This is a genomic window from Nodularia harveyana UHCC-0300 (assembly GCF_034931085.1).
Classification (GTDB): domain Bacteria; phylum Cyanobacteriota; class Cyanobacteriia; order Cyanobacteriales; family Nostocaceae; genus Nodularia; species Nodularia harveyana.
The window spans coordinates 1-16,190 of record NZ_JAYGHG010000023.1 but is presented as its reverse complement, the minus strand read 5'-3'; the positions used below and the strand labels follow the sequence as shown (position 1 = coordinate 16,190).

Genomic DNA, 16,190 nt, shown 5'->3' with positions numbered 1-16,190 from the left:
CAACACTACAATGGATTAATTTCTGGCTCCGGATTTTTGACCTACGCCATTTGTTTGTGCAGCATCTTCTGGTAATTCCACACCAAACACCCGCGCAAAAACTTTTTCTACCTTATAGCCAGAATCAATTGACTCTAAGGGGTCTTTCCGCAGTCGGTGACGCAGACATAGAGTAATTACACGTTTGATATCGTCAACGGTGACTTCCGTGCGACCTTCAAAAGCGGTTAATGCTTTCGCCGCGCGATTAGTCACAATATCACCACGCAAACCATCCACATCTAGTTCTGAACAGATTTCCGAAATTTTTACCCGGTGGTCGTATTCCAGAGTCACTGATGGTAACAAATTTTGTGCATTGACAATTTTTTGCTGCAATGCTTCCTGATCAGTTTGGTGTTTTTCCAGATACACGGGAGGATTTTGGTCAAATTCTGCCCTTTCTTCCACAATTTGCACCCGTAAAGGTGGTTCTTTGACAGTGTGGATTTCTGCGTGCATCCCAAAACGGTCTAAGAGTTGGGGACGTAATTCACCTTCTTCGGGGTTACCAGAACCCACAAGGACAAACCTGGCTGGGTGACGAATGGAAATACCTTCCCGTTCTACGGTGTTCCACCCACTAGCGGCGGAGTCGAGTAGCACATCTACTAGGTGGTCGTCAAGTAAATTGACTTCATCCACATAGAGAATGCCTCGGTTAGCCTTGGCTAGCAAACCCGGCTCAAAGGCTTTGACACCTTCGGATAGAGCTTTTTCAATGTCGATGGTTCCACAAACTCGGTCTTCTGTGGCTCCTAATGGTAAGTCTACCATTTGGACTTTTTTGTGAGCTATGGGAATTTCTGCCCCTTGTTCTACCATTTGGCGAACTTCGTCGCTCATTACGTCGGGGTCGTTGGGGTCACTATTAAAGGGGTCATTAGCAACCACGGGGATTTCTGGCAACAAATCAGCCAGCGCCCGGATAGTTGTGGATTTGCCGGTACCGCGATCGCCCATAATCATTACACCACCGATTTTGGGATCAATCACGTTCAACAGCAGCGCCAGTTTCATTTCTTCCTGGCCCACGATTGCCGTAAATGGGAATACCGCGCGACGCTTACTGGCTGTCGATTGAGCAGTTGGAGTCACTAAATTACCTTAACAATATTTTTTTGATTACAACTCCCTATTGTGCCACAGTTAGGGAGTGGAAAAACCGGTTACAGGGGTTGAGTAATTGCAAATCAGCCGATCAGCTCGTGAAATTTTGTCTGGATATTTTGGCTGATATTACCTGTATAACTGGAATTAAACCGATGTGAGTTACAGTAAACCACGTTAGTTTAAGTACATAGTTAAATTAATTTCAATAGCCTTGGTCGATGAATCAAAACCTCCCTGTGACTTCCATCCCAGAATTACCTACTCATGATAATCCCCATATTCACCCACAAAAGTTACTTATTAATACAGTAATTATCCTCAGCTTACAAATATTGCTAGCAATCCCTTTAGGTTTCGCCTTAGTCAAATTACAAGTAGGTGGAATTGCCTGGATATTTGGCGGTATTGCCTCTGGTGCCGTAGTTTTACAAATATCTCGAATTTTATTTAAGTATCATCCCCAACCTAATCGCAGTGCCAGAAAGGTCGGTATGGCACTTGTCGGGTTAACCGTAGGTGCATCCATTAGTGGTAACAATTTAACTAGTCTGGCTTCTGGGATTCCTATATTTATTTTTCTGACCTTATTTTTGCTAGTGTGTGGTAGTTGCATTGGCTACCTTTACTCCCGGTTGAGTCACACCAATTTATTAACATCAATGTTAGCAACGGTTCCTGGTGGCGTGGGAGTTATGTCTTCTATTGCTGCCGATTACGATCGCAATGTCACCCTTGTAGCTTTAGTACAGGCAATTCGCGTTACCACTGTAGTATTACTGATTCCCTTCATTGCGCGGACATCTGTTGATTATGTTCCCCTTCCCCAAACCTTAACTGTGACAGAGAAATTATTCAGTTTTGAGCCATCTCAACTAATATTACTCTGCTTGGCATTATTAATTACTTCAGTAGTAGTATATCTGGCTGGGGTATTTAAACTGCCAGCTGCCCAGTTTTTTGGGGGTTTAGTAGTTGGTTTAGCGTTTAACTCTCTGTTGACCTACTTACCTCTTGTGGGTGATATGAATTTTAATCCGCCGATTTTAGTGAAATTATTCGGTCAACTGCTGCTGGGAATTACCATTGGTGAGTATTGGGGAGATAAACCCCAAATTGGCAAAAGGGCTGTGGGTTATGCTTTTATGTCTGTAGCTATGACCTTGGTGGCTGGTGCGATCGCTGCTATGCTGGCTATGCGATTAACTTCTTGGGACTGGTTAACCTGTCTGTTAGTCACAGCACCAGGAGGAGCGCCAGAAATGATCCTTCTATCCCTGACATTAAATCATGATGTAGAAATCGTCACCACGGGTCATTTAGTCAGACTAATTGCTATTAATAGTTCCCTACCATTATGGCTATTTTTATTTCGTCGTCTTGATAACCAGTTATCAGAACCAGTATGAATAATCCCGTCCAGTTTTACGAATTACCCCAGTTACTTCAGAATCAAATTAACACTCGCGTTCCTCTGTATAAGCAAGCTCCCAAAGCTGTCATAGATGGCGAAGATATGACCTCTTGGCTATACTTCCAAAAAAACTTTCAGGCTTACTTGGCTGGGGAAATTTTTCCTCTTCCTGAACCAGAGGAGCCTTAAATTTTACGCATATTGTGACTGATGGGATCAAAACCGGAAGAAAACTGGGTGCTGTCATCATAGCAAGCGCCACTGAAATCAGCACCGTAACACTTAGCCAGATTCAGTTTCGCACCCCGAAGATTTGCTTCATTCAGTTTTACTCCCGACAAGTTGGCTTTTGTTAAGTTGGCTTGGGCTAGGTTAGCGTGACTTAAATCCGCTCCCCAAAGTTTGGCTTTGGCTAGGTTGGCTCGACTCAAATCCGCTCCCCACAAGTTGATTCCAGGCAAATAAGCGGCAATTAACTTGGCTTTGCTGAGGTTCGCGGCGGGAAAATACCTCTGTCCGGTGTTATATAGTCTGATTACTTCCTGAGCTTCCATGAGTTTCTTTGTTGAAATCTCTATTTCTAGGATACTGGGCTTTTAAAGGCAAAGGAGCGCTAGGTGAACGGAAAGGGGCGCGGAGGGTTATTTTTTTGGGCGTGAAATTACTTCAAAGTCGAAAGTAGCAATCAGGCGGTCGTCAATGTAAACCTGTATTTGATGCTGACCACCAGGATCTCCAGGAATCATTGTCCAAAAGTTCTCAATTTTGCCATCATTAGTGAATACTGTCCGCGTTGTGATAGCTTCGATTCCATCACTGGATAAGCTCAAACTTTGACCATCATTTGTAGCCCAGGTTTCTGGAGGTTTTGGTAGTCGCAGCACTTCGCGCCATGTCACTTTACCCTTATAGTCGTTCAGTTGAATCCGCCACCCGTATTTACCACCCTCAGATAGTACTACTCTGGTGGTAGGAATAAATTCAGTGTTATTTTTGCTATCAACTGTCACCACACCAAACTCAGATGTACTAGGGGTAATGGGTTTAATGTTGTTTGAGTGTGGAATTAATACAGAAGACACTAAGCCATTATTTGCTAAAGCAGTCCCGGTTTGAGTAAAAATGAATCCAGATATCAGCCCAGAAGATGTGAGTACAATTGTCGCAGCCCAATTTCTGATTCGCACAGCAAAATTTTGTGGTCGTTTACTGCTACATATTCCAGAAATTCCACCTGCTTTCCGGTTTGAGGAAAGATTACATTTCTACTAGATTCCAAAAATAGCCATCGGGTGCGACAAAGGAAAAGCTCTTTTCTCTAAACTCGTTTTCCACGATGTTGGTATATTTAAAGACTGGGCTGGCTTTAATGCGATCGCAATATTTTTCTATTCCCCGCACACGATATGTATACAGTGACATTCCTAAGCAACCTGGTTGTGAAGACTCAAAGCGGGATTCTAGATTTATCGCCTCTGGAAACCGAATGATGTAAAGTCTACCACTACGGGCTGCCATTAAGTCAGATTTCGAGGAACGCGGGTCATCAAAAGCCGTGACAATAAACTTTTCTCCCGGTTTGAGGTCAAAGATTTCTCGACCTGCGAGCGAAGATTCATAGGTAGTTTCCACATCGTCACGGACACGCAATAAACCTAAAACTTCGTCATAAAATTTTAGGCTTTCCTTACTATCATCTTGAATAACCATCCCTGCGTGGGTAAACTGGCTGGTTTGAAAATCTGCATGATCGTTAATTTGACCGTAATCAGGTACTGTATAGCCAAACCTTTGGAATAGAACTTGTCTAGTTAAGGGTTGCAATAATAGCATTTCTCGCACCCCCACGGTGGGATCTACAAACGGTCGGCTTTTGCGCTCTTTGTTATAGATTACTTCCCAGTGAGGATTGGTATATCTAATCGCCCAACCGCCTGTTTTGGCATTTTCTCCATGATTTAAAATAGTTAAAATATCAGCAGTTAAAGTAGTTCCCCAGCGATTTCCTTTAACTTTCATTGATGTCAACCCTAAGCCGGGATTTCTAGACTGTTGCCAAACCATTAACCTAATTAAACCATGATCGGCATTTTGGTGGTAAAGGCGAATGGAACGGACACCAGAATTGACTCCATATAATTGATTAGCTGCATCTGCTGGTAACTGTCCCACTTGACCGATACGATAGCCAAATTTCTCCCAATATTGAATAGCAAAAATCGGGTCGGGAACGCCAATACACACTTCATATATACCTGCAATTGCAGTTTCTTTACCCTCAGTCATAGAAATTTTTAATTCTAGCTTGTGGTTTTAGTAATAACCAGATGACGCTTAGGAGTCCTATCTTGAGTATTTTTTCCTAAATAACCTCAAAAATGCCTAGCTAAACTTGTGTTTCTGATGGTGGCACTGATTCTACAGGACTAGGGAAAGAAATCGGATCAAGGGATTGATTAGGGGAATTTAACTGTTGTTGTGCCGATGGTACTGCTATCTTGTCATCAATAAAATAAGAGCCAATAATTTTGTCGTAGTTAGAAGCCACAGCTAAAAATGCCCCACCCAAAATATAGATTGGTAACGGCAGATTAAAGGCTTTTAACCAATCAAACAATTCTGCTAAAGCAAACAACAATAAAAAACAAGCAAGCCAAACTTTCATGATCTCATCCCCTGCGCGGAAGCCACTGTACTAATAGTATGAACAGCTTGCATGATACTGGATGTTCAGTGTAATCACAAAGTATTCAATTTTTTGAGGGTAGGGTGAGAGACAATACTCACCCTTATATCCCAGTTAAATCTCTAACAATTATTTTTCAGCAGGTTTATGAGCGACAAAATATTTACTCATAAAGTGAACCTTTGTGGAAATATTCTCAAAACCAGCTTTCTCTAAACGTTCTACCAAATCATCATCAATGTAATTCCGATAGTAAGGTTCATGAAAAATTTCCGGAAAAGATTCCATTGATACAGAAAATTCCGGTGCATCACTCATTTGAATAGAATCACAAATGACAAACACTCCGCCTGGTTTTGTCACCCGGAAACATTGTTCAATCACTGTTTGACGCACATTAGCTGGTAACTCATGGAACAGAAAAACAGAAGTTACAGCATGGAAATAGTCATTTAAGTAAGGTAACTCTTCCGCATTAGCTTGTAAAAGTTGCGGTAATTCTCCCGGAATTTCGGAGAGTTGTTGATTCGCTTTACGTAAATAAGCTGGTGATAAATCCGTACCATACAGCGATGCTTGAGGGAAAGCGCCCCGAATCATCCTCAGTGTTCGCCCAGTACCACAAGCTACATCTAAAATCCGGATCTTTCGTTGTGGTAGAGAATCAAAAGCTTGCAACCCTAGCTTCAGAGGAGAAAGAATCCGCCTTCTCATGGGGTCAGCCGTACCATTAAAGAGGATTTCTACCTGTAGATCATATAAATTCGCGGAATTATCGCTCAAATAGCCATTAATTTGATTATGGAAGTTTTGCAAAAAATAACTGGGATAACCATCTGTTTCGACTTCTGGGGAAAAATCTTGATATCTTTTTTGTTCAGACCGCTTCCAGATTTCAGGTAGTTCGAGACAAAGCATGGGATAGTGGCGGAAAAAATCTGACCAAGGATTGTCAAACAGTAAGCTTTCGGGATAGACACCTTTTTCTGCATCTTGCCAATCACTTTCTAGCAGCTGATTTATTCTTTGTTGTAATTTTAACAAAACCTCTGGAGGAATCCGTTTCCCTCTTTTTCCCAGAGAGGGATGCATGAGATTCATCAGCTGAGAACCTAAAATTTTATGTACTAAACCAAAGTAACTTTTCCCTTGCTGAAAGGTTTGATAGGTCAGCTTAGTTAAAGTGTCAGACATAGGAATATGAGAGTAGTTATGAATTTGATCAATTATATGTAAAAAATTGTAACGAAAAAATCCTCTATTTCAGGAATATAAAGTAAAAATCAGCATTCTCACAGACAAATAGGCGCTGGGGATGAAAGATTTTTGGTAACTGCTCTCACCTACGTTTTCACAGTCCTCTGCACACACTAAAATATTAATTTTTGTAAATTAAATACCATTTTGTAGCTTTGGTTACAGAAATTTTGTTAACTTAATAGATGAAAGGATAAATGACTCACCATTAATCATTAAAGTCATTACGAGGGCTATAGTTATGTCTATTCAAGATAGAATTCGTGGGTTAACAATGCATCAATATCAGCAGGTCAAAAACCGTCAACAATCAATGCTGATGCGGGCTGCACAGGAATTAGGTCTTCCCGAAGAACTATCCCAATACTGGAGTCCGACTCAAGGAAAAATTGATCCTACCATTCGCTTGATTTATGAAACTAGTCATGCTTCCATGAGCTAGCACCGCTACGCGGAAGTCAAAAGTCAAAAACAGATTTTCAGGATTATCAAGAGAATGCGATCGCCAAGGTTGATAGACTAAAAGTTTAGATTCCTGGCTATAAAATGGCAATAAACTCAATTTCTGACCATGATCAGCAAAAAAAAGCCACCCTCATTGGGTGGCTAAAAAATCACTAATTAGCTGAATTAGCAATCGTAATAGAGATAAAACTCATAAGGATGAGGACGCATCTGCATCTGCTTAACTTCATTAGCCAGCTTGTAGTCAATCCAGTTTTGGATGAAGTCTTCGCTGAACACCCCTGAATCTGTCAAGAAAGCATGATCATTTTCCAATGCTTTCAAAGCCAATTCTAGAGAACCTGGAGTTGAAGGAACCTTCGCCAGTTCTTCTGGAGAGAGTTCATAGATATTTTTATCTAAGGGTTCACCAGGATGGATTTTGTTCTTGATACCATCAATACCAGCACATAGCATAGCTGCAAATGCTAAGTAAGGGTTAGCAGTAGCATCAGGACAACGGAACTCTAAGCGCTTCGCTTTGGGGTTACCGCCAGATAAAGGAATCCGCACAGAAGCAGAACGATTACCTTGGGAATAAGCCAAATTCACTGGTGCTTCATAACCAGGTACTAGGCGTTTGTAAGAGTTAGTTGTGGGGTTGGTAATCGCCAATAGTGCCGGTGCGTGCTTGAGGATACCACCAATGTAGTAAAGTCCCATTTCACTCATACCAGCATATTTGTCACCTGCAAATAGAGGGTTACCTCCTCTCCAGATGGATTGGTGACAGTGCATACCGGAACCGTTATCACCAAAAATTGGTTTTGGCATAAAAGTCACAGTTTTGCCGTATTTCTTGGCGACGTTCTTGATGACATACTTGTAAGTCATCAGCCAATCAGCAGCTTCAATCAACTTACCAAAGCGGAAACCTAGTTCGCACTGACCACCAGTTGCTACTTCGTGGTGCTGCTTTTCAATAGGTACGCCGCAATCCTTCATGGTCAGCAGCATTTCTGTCCGGATATCTTGAAAGCTATCTGCTGGCGATACGGGGAAGTAGCCTTCTTTGAAGCGTGTTTTGTAACCCAAGTTGGGGCTTTCTTTCCGACCAGAATTCCAACCACCTTCTACAGAGTCTACATGGTAATAACCTTCATGGGCATTTTGGTCATAGCGAACATCATCAAAGATAAAGAATTCAGCTTCAGGACCAAAAAATGCTGTATCACCAAGACCAGTAGAAACTAGGTAATCAATTGCACGTTGGGCAATTACACGAGGACAACGGCTGTACCATTCACCTGTGCGGGGTTCTTTAATACTACAAATTATACTTAAGGTTGGCTCTTTCATGAAAGGGTCGATCCAAGCAGTGTTGGGATCGAGAACCATCATCATGTCTGATTCGTTGATGTTTTTCCAACCCCGAATGCTGGAACCGTCAAAAGGTACGCCATCAGAGAAGGAACTTTCATCAATTTGGTCTTGATACATCGTCAGATGCTGCCAAGTTCCTGGTGTATCGATGAATTTCAGATCAATCATCTGAATGTTTTGGTCTTGAATCAATTTCAAGACTTCTTTTGGGGTTGTCATTGTTACTCCTTCTCTACCAATTTCCTAAATTAATACCAGAATCTTCCAAAGCATCCTAACCCAGATGATCTGAACTAAGTTGTAGATGACACACCTGAAATATCATAAATCCTGGACATTAGAAGATTTTGTACTTTTTGTTACAGCTTATCTGGATTACAGGTTATATTAACCTTTTACCGAACATCTGTACAAAACTTAAAGTTCATCTCATCAGGGGTCAACTTTGGCATAGAATCCTTTAATAGCGGATAAATCGTTTTTGTGCCGCATCATATTTTAAAAATAAATGGCACAAAAATTTACTGGTGCATAAGTGCAACCAAATTAATATCAAACCATAGATAGCATTGATTAGGAGAAGAAGAATGCGTGATGCAGTTACAAGCTTGATTAAGAATTATGATGTTGCTGGTCGGTATTTTGACCGGAATGCCATTGATAGCCTGAAATCTTATTTTGACAGTGGCACAGCCAGAGTACAAGCAGCAGCGGCTATTAATTCCAATGCGGCCTCCTTGGTAAAACAAGCTGGTTCTAAGTTATTTGAAGAACAGCCTGAGTTGATTCGTCCCGGCGGCAATGCCTACACCACTCGTCGTTATGCGGCTTGTCTGCGGGATATGGATTATTATCTCCGCTATGCTACCTATGCCCTGGTTGCGGGTAACATGAATGTGTTGGATGAACGTGTACTGCAAGGATTGCGGGAAACTTACAATTCTTTAGGTGTACCCATCGGCCCGACAGTTTTCGGCATCCAAATTCTTAAGGATATGGTAAAGGCGCAAGTAGCAGCCGCCGGTATTGCTGATACTACTTTTGTGGATGAACCTTTTGATTATATGACTCGTGAGTTGAGCGAGCAGGATATTTAGTAGCTTGATCGTCAGTATAAAATATAGCAATATAAAGCGATCGCGTTTCCAGTTAAATTGAGAGGCGATCGCTTTTTTTATCAGTCAAATATCTCACACCAAAAACTTGGCATTGGGAATCAGAGAATCATGTACTAAGTTTTACCAAAGTTCACTTATATGGTAATTTTTAATCAACTGAACCCAACTCAAAACTCTAAAAAATTAGTAGTTTATTTGGTATGCAAAAATACTATGAAAACTTTGTACGTAAGTGAATAAATATCTGATTATAGGAATCATCGTCACTATTTTAGGGGAAGTTTTAATCGGCAAAAGCTGGGCGCAGACTCCTAATTGTATTGCCAACGGCTCATCAGAAGTGACCAAACGCGCCAATAGTTTCGGGCAGGGTAATGTGATTGTCATTGGCAGAGTTGTCTCTCATCCATACGTAGTTGTCATTCCTCAAAGGTCAAACACAGCCTTAGAGACTGTTAAGAAATATATTAGTGATGCTTTCCTCGCACAGCATAGATTGGGGCCTTACATCCATGCTGGAGGATTTGCACAGAGGTCAGAAGCAGAGTGTGTGTCTCATTTCTTGAGAAATCAAGGACTAGATGCACGAGTTGTTTATTTCCGATGAAAGGTATAGCACCCGCCAAGGAAGTTAGGACAGAAACTGATCATGAAACCCTTGTTCCTTGTTCCCGGACACTGAGCGACTTGTACTGAGCGGAGTCGAAGTAAGCCGAAGTGCTGTTCCCTGACATAAATTAGAAACAAATTACTCGATAGCTGAGAATCTATTTTTAAATTGAAAACATGATAAAGCCTTGGTGGATTGGTAACTTTATTTTGCTGCAAGTGGGGCTAGTTGCTATTGTTCAGGCTTCCGCTACAGATGATCAATTACAGGTAAAAGTAAAACGCTGGTTAGAAGTGCGCCAGCCAGTTGGAGAAGTGCTGTATTCCCGTGGAAAGACATCTCAACCAGCAACCAGCGGCCTCAGACTGCAAGCGGTGGGAGATACAATTACCACTAAGAAAAACTCTAGTGCGGTTTTGTCTATAGATATAGGCACTGGCTTGATTAAAATCTCGGAGAACACAATTATTAATATCCAGAAACTAGAGAGAGGAGAGAAAGGAGAACAGATCACACAACTCCAGGTCAAGGCTGGGCAAGTTCGTCTTCAGCTTCGTCCATTCACTAATCCCGCCTCTCGTTTAGAGATTGAATCACCTGCTGGGGTGGCTGGGGTGCGGGGTACTGATTTTGGTGTGAATGTCCAGCAGAATGGCACAATGGGGGTAGCAACCTTAACAGGTAGTGTAGCCACAAATGCTGAAGGGCAGACGGTTTTAGTTAATGCTGGTTTCCAAAATATTACGATACCTGGTGAGCCACCTTCACAACCAGTTCCTCTACAGGAAAATACTGATCTGAATATCCGCGAACTCTCGGCTAATGGTAATCAGGTGAGAATTGTCGGTACTGTTGATCCGGTAAACCTGCTAATCATTGCCCAGCAGGAGCAGAAGACCGATGTTAATGGCAAATTTGATGTTACGGTTCCTTTCTTACCTAACCGCAGAGTAGAGGCTGTTGTGGTGACTCCTTTGGGGACAAAACAATTATATGAGTTGGCGATTCCTTAGTTGAATATTCTGCAATGATGATTTCATCCTGGAGAAAATCTCTGAGAGATACTCCCAATTACCTCCGCAGTTCCATTCTCAAAAACCCTTTACTGGTTCCCGGTATATTGACTACGGTGTTGTCCCTGGGATTATGGCAAATAGGTGCTTGGCAAGCTCTAGAGCTATTAGCATATAATTTATTGTTCAACCTGCGCCATTCCTTAGTTCCTACTGATTGGGATTCCCGTTTGGCTGTCATTGGTATTGACGATGCGACATTGGGTGAGTATGGAGAATTTCCCCTTTCACGCGATCGCTATACTCAATTATTAACCACTCTGGAAGCCTCTTCCCCTGCTGCTATTGGCTTTGATATTCTGTTTGTGGAACCTAGCGATCAGGATGTAACACTGGCCGAAGCAATGGAAATTAATGGTAGCGTTGTTTTAGCGATCGCACCCAGTTTACAGCAAACGACCCTGCGCCCAGTGCCAGTTTTAGATCGTGTTACTGCTAAAGGGCATATTGTCAGTAATGCCGATTTGGATGGGGTAACACGTCAATTTTCTCTCTACATTGATCAAGTCCCCAGCTTGAGTATGACATTGTTACAGGCATATAATCACAGCTTGCAGCAGACTTTTACCCCAGATACTACTAACTCTCAGCAATCAATCATTGCTTTACCATCTCTGCAATCAGGAGTGAGTCAGATTTGGATTAACTGGGTCGCACCCACACAAGGTAAACAAGGAATCCCCACCTATTCCCTGACTGATATTATTCAGAGAAAAGTAGATACAGCCAAACTAAAAAACAAAATTTTATTAGTGGGATTAACAGCCACAGGTACACATGATCCCTTGAAAACTCCCTTTGAGCAAATATCACCCACCTTTGGTATCTACCTCCATGCGGCCGTAATTGATAATCTACTTAATCAGCGATTACTAAAACCTTTACCCCGGAAATTTGAACTCTGGTTATTATTTAGTATCGGCATAAGTTCGATTCTAATTCTCACACCTTTAAAGCTTCTCCAAAGAGTTTTTCTTTTAGGATTATTGCCGATTATTTGGTTCAGTATTTCCCTCTTAGCTTTAACAAATTATAATTTTTGGTTGCCTACAGCCGCTCCCATTGGCACTATTATTTTGGGTGGTTTAACTGTTCAATGGCAAGAACAAAAAGAAAAACAACAATTGATGAATTTATTTGCTCGTCATGTTTCCCAACAAACAGCGACATTAATCTGGCAAAATCGTAGCGAGATTTTTCAAAATGGTCAGTTAGATGCTAAAGAAATGGTGGCGACGGTTTTGTTTAGCGATATTCGCCAGTTCACAACTATTTCTGAGGGAATGAAACCACGAGAGTTACTTGACTGGTTAAACTCTTATTTGGGTGCTATGGCTGAGTGTATTCAAAACCATCACGGAGTCGTTGATAAATATATTGGTGATGCTATTATGGCTGTTTTTGGTATTCCCGTTCCTCACACTCTCCCAGAGAAAATAAAACAAGATGCTATTCACGCCGTGGCTGCGGCAATTGCTATGCAGGAACGATTAGTTTTGTTAAACAAAAAATTAGGAGAACAAGGAAAACCTACTATTAATATTGGCATTGGTATTCATACTGGGCTAGTGGTTGCTGGGAGTATTGGAGGATATCAAAGATTGAATTATTCTGTATTGGGAGATGCGGTGAATGTTGCTGCTCGTTTGGAACAAATGAACAAAACTATCCAAGAGGGTAATCCTTATAATATTTTAGTCAGCGAAACAACATTTCAGCTAATTAAGGATGATTATCCTACTCAAAAAATAGAGCAAATGCAGTTACGTGGACGGCAAAAATTAACTATGATTTATTCTATTACCGAAATTAAAAATTCTTGATTTCCTCTGTCGAGATTTTGCCTAAAGTATCTCTACACTGCTAAAAATTATTACTTGCTACCAAAGGCTAATATCTTTTTTAGATTAACCGTAGTTTTAGTATATTTTTCTCGTTAAAAGTTTTTTAGATTGTGATAATTATGGCAAACTTGAAAAGAGTGTGAACCTTAAAGAAATTATGCAATGTTCTCAGGAGAGTCTAGTTAATTGGTGAAGCAGCGACTCGATACATTATTAGTAGATTTAAATTTATGTCCTTCTCGCGCCTTAGCACAGCGATTAATTCAGGCGGGGGAGGTGACTGTAAATCAGCAGGTGGTGGATAAAGCGGGGACGGAAGTTGATATTGCGGCGGAAATTAAGGTAAAAGAGCGATCGCGCTTTGTGTCTCGCGGTGGTGAAAAACTCGCTAAAGCTTTAGAATATTTTACAATTCCTGTAGCCGGACGTATTTGTTTAGACGGGGGAATTTCTACAGGTGGTTTTACCGATTGCTTGCTACAAGCGGGAGCAAAACAAGTTTACGGAATTGATGTCGGTTATGGACAGGTGGACTGGGGTTTAAGAAATGACCCACGGGTGATTTTAAGAGAACGAACTAATTTACGTCATCTCACACCAGAAGAGTTGTACGGAGAAAGTCAGGAGATACCTGATTTAGCGGTGGTGGATGTATCGTTTATTTCCTTAACTAAGATTTTGCCGGCTTTGTGGCGTTTAACCACTTCTCCCAGGGATGCAGTCTTGCTAGTAAAACCACAGTTTGAGGTGGGAAAATCTCGTGTAGGTAAAAAGGGCGTTGTCCGCGACCCTAATGACCAAGCTGATGCTATTTTCCAAGTTTTGCAAATGGCTTGTGAATTAGGGTGGAAATATAAAGGGTTAACTTGGTCGCCCATTACTGGCCCGGCGGGAAATATTGAGTATCTTTTATGGTTAGGAATGGAAGGTGATACACCACCACCTGATTTAGATGGAATTAAGCAGCAAACCAAATCAGCAATAGCCAATTTAGCGTAAATCAGTTATCAGTTATCAGTTATCAGTTATCACGCCGATACTGTTAACTGTTAAAGATCGTAAATCAGACACTCGATGGCTTCTGGATTTGTCTCGCAGTAGGTTTCTAAGGCGGTTTTGCGATGTTTTGTTTGCTGCTGATGCGCTTTTTCTGCTTGTAATTCTTCGACGATATCCCAAGCTACAGCACAGTTAGCGGAATTGTCTCCGTCGATTTCGCAGGTTTGACGCGCTTCTACAATGGATTCTAGGATAGCTTCCTGGATGGTTTTATTACCGGCGTTAACAGCAGATTGAACGGCTTCTAGGTTCATGATATTTTCACCTTTGTTGAGTAAAAAAGCAAAAAAATAAAATTTCTGGCGCTGATTTGTCCTTAATTTCTATTTCCATCATTTCCTCAATTTTGCATCTAAAATTCGTAATTTAGACCTGTTGTCAGGATAATTTGATGGAAATTGATTATTGATAGTTTGCGCCTAATTCTTGTTGCAAGCGATACAGAATTGTATTGTGTTCAACTTGAGATAAAATTTCGGCAATTACTGTACTAGCGCCTAATTCTCCCCAAGTACAACCTTTTTCTAAATATACTTGGGCGGCTTTACCTACGCGATATGCACCATAACCTGCAATTCCAGATTGAGCGATCGCACTACCAGCGTAAGCAGTAATATTGAGAGGGTTTTCACCACTGGCGATCGCCGCCGTACTTTTACCTAAACCTAATACTATAGTACTACCTATTTCTCCTAATAACAAACCACCAGAACTAAAGAAAATCGTCTTTAAAATTTTGCTGGCTTCATAGCTAGTCATAGGTAAGCCATATAACCGGGCTAGAGAACGAATCAAAGCTAAATCAGCGATCGTCCCGCAGATAACATCTAAAACAGGTACAGGATTTAATCCTACTGCCAAAGCTTTGTATTTAGTGAATTTCCAAATAATATCTTCAGCTTCTTTATCCCGTAAATCCATAGTTTTTTCGGCGATCGCTTTTTCTGCATCCCGTGCTTGAATTAGTGCATTTAAAGCCAATAGCGATCGCCCTTCCCGATTCAGAATCTGCAAAATTGTTTGTTGTAATTCCTCAATCTGAGGCGGTGGTGTCTCCCATTCATAGCTAACACGACCATCCGGCCATTCCACCCGGACTTCCATCGGTGCTGGTTCCGCCGCCACCATGACAATTTCATCAGGTAATAAAGGCGGTGCTTGGGGATGTCCTGCGCCTAACTGCTGCAAATTCCGATAAATCGCCGAACGGTCGGTTTCTGGATATAAATCTATTTTATTAAAGACTAAAATCAGTGGTTTTTGTGATTGTCGTAACTCCAGCAAAGCGCGATACTCAGTCCTGGTAATGTCACCTGAAACCACAAACAAAATTAAATCCGCCTGACGTGTCACCTCTCGCGCCATTTCCGCCCGTGCTTCCCCCGCAATTTCATCTAAACCAGGGGTATCAATTAACTCTACTAATACCTTACCCCCTGGCTGCCAACGCACAGAACGCGGCCATTGGGTGACACCGTTTAGAGGTCCAGTTTGGAGGATTTTATCTCCTAGCAAAGCATTTAACACGGCTGATTTTCCCCGACTCACCAAACCAAAGGCTGCAATTCTAATTATGTTGGAGTCTAGTTTGTTGAGTGTTGAATTTAACAGGTCTAATTCCGGTTTCAGCAAGCCTAGCAATTGAGGGTTTGAAGAAAACTGTCCCGACTTGCGGAGATATCCATACCAAGATAGCGCTTGTCTCAGACTAGCACGGGCGCGATTTAAGTGAGTTTCTTGGAGATTACGCACGAGGTTAGATGGATTCAAAGTTGAACAGGGAAAAGGGAACAGGGTCGAAACTCTCTAATTATAAAGGTTTCATAATCTGTTTCTGTCCTAACTTCCTTGGCGGTTGCTATATCTATTTTGATCTAATTTGTCGGCTTTGAAAGTCAACTTAGGCGATCTTTAATCTATTCTTGATTTGTAAAGCTTAGTTATATTTTAATTGCAAATTGTAACAAGCCCATGATAAGGTAAGCCTAAATTGACATACTCCCAGCCCCAGAAGGGACAGGGATTTTAGGATACTGGCGGAAAATGCGGACTCAAGCCCGTCTAACTTTTCCTCTCCTACTGGAAAATGCCCTCACCAGTTGGATTATTCCAAACTACCAGAGTTGGTTTTCTGACTTTAGGCTTCGTAGAAC

Annotated in this window: 17 protein-coding genes and 1 pseudogene; 9 read left to right on the top strand and 9 right to left on the bottom strand. The window is 41.5% G+C overall.

Annotated elements, in window-relative coordinates; all coding sequences use genetic code 11:
* Window positions 1-15 precede the first annotated feature (15 nt).
* Complete coding sequence (bchI, locus tag VB620_RS13845) at window positions 16-1,137, bottom strand: magnesium chelatase ATPase subunit I (protein WP_323196734.1); 1,122 nt, start codon at window positions 1,135-1,137, stop codon at window positions 16-18.
* 233 nt (window positions 1,138-1,370) lie between these two features.
* On the opposite strand from bchI, the gene VB620_RS13840 reads away from it, so the two are divergent.
* Both VB620_RS13840 and VB620_RS13835 read left to right on the top strand, forming a co-directional pair.
* Window positions 1,371-2,558, top strand: coding sequence for an AbrB family transcriptional regulator (locus VB620_RS13840; protein ID WP_323196733.1), 1,188 nt, complete (start codon window positions 1,371-1,373; stop codon window positions 2,556-2,558).
* Window positions 2,559-2,578: 20 nt separating this feature from the next.
* A pseudogene (locus VB620_RS13835) lies at window positions 2,579-2,752 on the top strand (DUF1838 family protein); the annotation flags it as partial.
* Here the strand turns inward: VB620_RS13835 and VB620_RS13830 are convergent.
* Together VB620_RS13830 and VB620_RS13825 are read right to left on the bottom strand one after the other, a co-directional pair.
* A complete protein-coding gene (locus VB620_RS13830; RefSeq protein WP_323196732.1) occupies window positions 2,749-3,117 on the bottom strand; it encodes a pentapeptide repeat-containing protein in 369 nt (122 codons plus the stop codon). The pseudogene VB620_RS13835 and the gene VB620_RS13830 overlap by 4 nt on opposite strands.
* 87 nt (window positions 3,118-3,204) lie before the next feature.
* Window positions 3,205-3,645 (bottom strand): hypothetical protein, encoded by a 441-nt coding sequence (locus VB620_RS13825; protein ID WP_323196731.1) that lies wholly within the window; start codon window positions 3,643-3,645, stop codon window positions 3,205-3,207.
* Between the two features lie 40 nt (window positions 3,646-3,685).
* Between VB620_RS13825 and VB620_RS13820 the strand changes: the two genes are divergently transcribed.
* Complete coding sequence (locus tag VB620_RS13820; protein ID WP_323196730.1) at window positions 3,686-3,835, top strand: hypothetical protein; 150 nt, start codon at window positions 3,686-3,688, stop codon at window positions 3,833-3,835.
* Here the strand turns inward: VB620_RS13820 and VB620_RS13815 are convergent.
* The 3 genes from VB620_RS13815 to VB620_RS13805 all read right to left on the bottom strand — a co-directional run bounded on the left by VB620_RS13815 (window position 3,821) and on the right by VB620_RS13805 (window position 6,443).
* Window positions 3,821-4,849 carry a VOC family protein gene (locus VB620_RS13815; RefSeq protein WP_323196729.1) on the bottom strand — a complete coding sequence of 343 codons (1,029 nt, stop codon included), beginning with the start codon at window positions 4,847-4,849 and terminating at the stop codon, window positions 3,821-3,823. The two genes, VB620_RS13820 and VB620_RS13815, sit on opposite strands and share 15 nt — an antisense overlap.
* A gap of 100 nt (window positions 4,850-4,949) precedes the next feature.
* Window positions 4,950-5,228, bottom strand: coding sequence for a hypothetical protein (locus VB620_RS13810; RefSeq protein WP_323196728.1), 279 nt, complete (start codon window positions 5,226-5,228; stop codon window positions 4,950-4,952).
* 150 nt (window positions 5,229-5,378) lie between these two features.
* Window positions 5,379-6,443 carry a class I SAM-dependent methyltransferase gene (locus VB620_RS13805; protein WP_323196727.1) on the bottom strand — a complete coding sequence of 355 codons (1,065 nt, stop codon included), beginning with the start codon at window positions 6,441-6,443 and terminating at the stop codon, window positions 5,379-5,381.
* A gap of 304 nt (window positions 6,444-6,747) precedes the next feature.
* Between VB620_RS13805 and VB620_RS13800 the strand changes: the two genes are divergently transcribed.
* Complete coding sequence (locus VB620_RS13800) at window positions 6,748-6,948, top strand: hypothetical protein (RefSeq protein WP_323196726.1); 201 nt, start codon at window positions 6,748-6,750, stop codon at window positions 6,946-6,948.
* Between the two features lie 188 nt (window positions 6,949-7,136).
* On the opposite strand, the gene glnA is transcribed toward VB620_RS13800, so the two are convergent.
* Entirely contained in the window at window positions 7,137-8,552 is a 1,416-nt protein-coding gene (gene glnA / locus VB620_RS13795; protein ID WP_323196725.1) for a type I glutamate--ammonia ligase, read from the bottom strand.
* Between the two features lie 368 nt (window positions 8,553-8,920).
* Here glnA and apcB point away from each other — a divergent pair, with 368 nt between their 5' ends.
* The 5 genes from apcB to VB620_RS13770 all read left to right on the top strand — a co-directional run bounded on the left by apcB (window position 8,921) and on the right by VB620_RS13770 (window position 13,977).
* The gene (gene apcB, locus VB620_RS13790) at window positions 8,921-9,430 is read left to right on the top strand and encodes an allophycocyanin subunit beta (RefSeq protein ID WP_323196724.1); all 510 of its coding nucleotides are present in this window, start codon (window positions 8,921-8,923) and stop codon (window positions 9,428-9,430) included.
* A gap of 253 nt (window positions 9,431-9,683) precedes the next feature.
* The gene (locus tag VB620_RS13785) at window positions 9,684-10,058 is read left to right on the top strand and encodes a hypothetical protein (protein ID WP_323196723.1); all 375 of its coding nucleotides are present in this window, start codon (window positions 9,684-9,686) and stop codon (window positions 10,056-10,058) included.
* 179 nt (window positions 10,059-10,237) lie between these two features.
* The gene (locus VB620_RS13780; protein ID WP_323196722.1) at window positions 10,238-11,074 is read left to right on the top strand and encodes a FecR family protein; all 837 of its coding nucleotides are present in this window, start codon (window positions 10,238-10,240) and stop codon (window positions 11,072-11,074) included.
* A gap of 14 nt (window positions 11,075-11,088) precedes the next feature.
* Window positions 11,089-12,957, top strand: coding sequence for a CHASE2 domain-containing protein (locus VB620_RS13775; RefSeq protein WP_323196721.1), 1,869 nt, complete (start codon window positions 11,089-11,091; stop codon window positions 12,955-12,957).
* A gap of 207 nt (window positions 12,958-13,164) precedes the next feature.
* Window positions 13,165-13,977, top strand: a complete 813-nt coding sequence (locus VB620_RS13770) for a TlyA family RNA methyltransferase (RefSeq protein WP_323196720.1) — start codon at window positions 13,165-13,167, stop codon at window positions 13,975-13,977.
* A 50-nt stretch (window positions 13,978-14,027) separates the two neighbouring features.
* Here VB620_RS13770 and VB620_RS13765 read toward each other — a convergent pair whose 3' ends face one another.
* Window positions 14,028-14,291, bottom strand: coding sequence for a Calvin cycle protein CP12 (locus VB620_RS13765; RefSeq protein WP_323196719.1), 264 nt, complete (start codon window positions 14,289-14,291; stop codon window positions 14,028-14,030).
* Window positions 14,292-14,439: 148 nt separating this feature from the next.
* Window positions 14,440-15,789, bottom strand: coding sequence for a GTP-binding protein (locus VB620_RS13760; protein WP_323196788.1), 1,350 nt, complete (start codon window positions 15,787-15,789; stop codon window positions 14,440-14,442).
* Window positions 15,790-16,190: the final 401 nt, after the last annotated feature.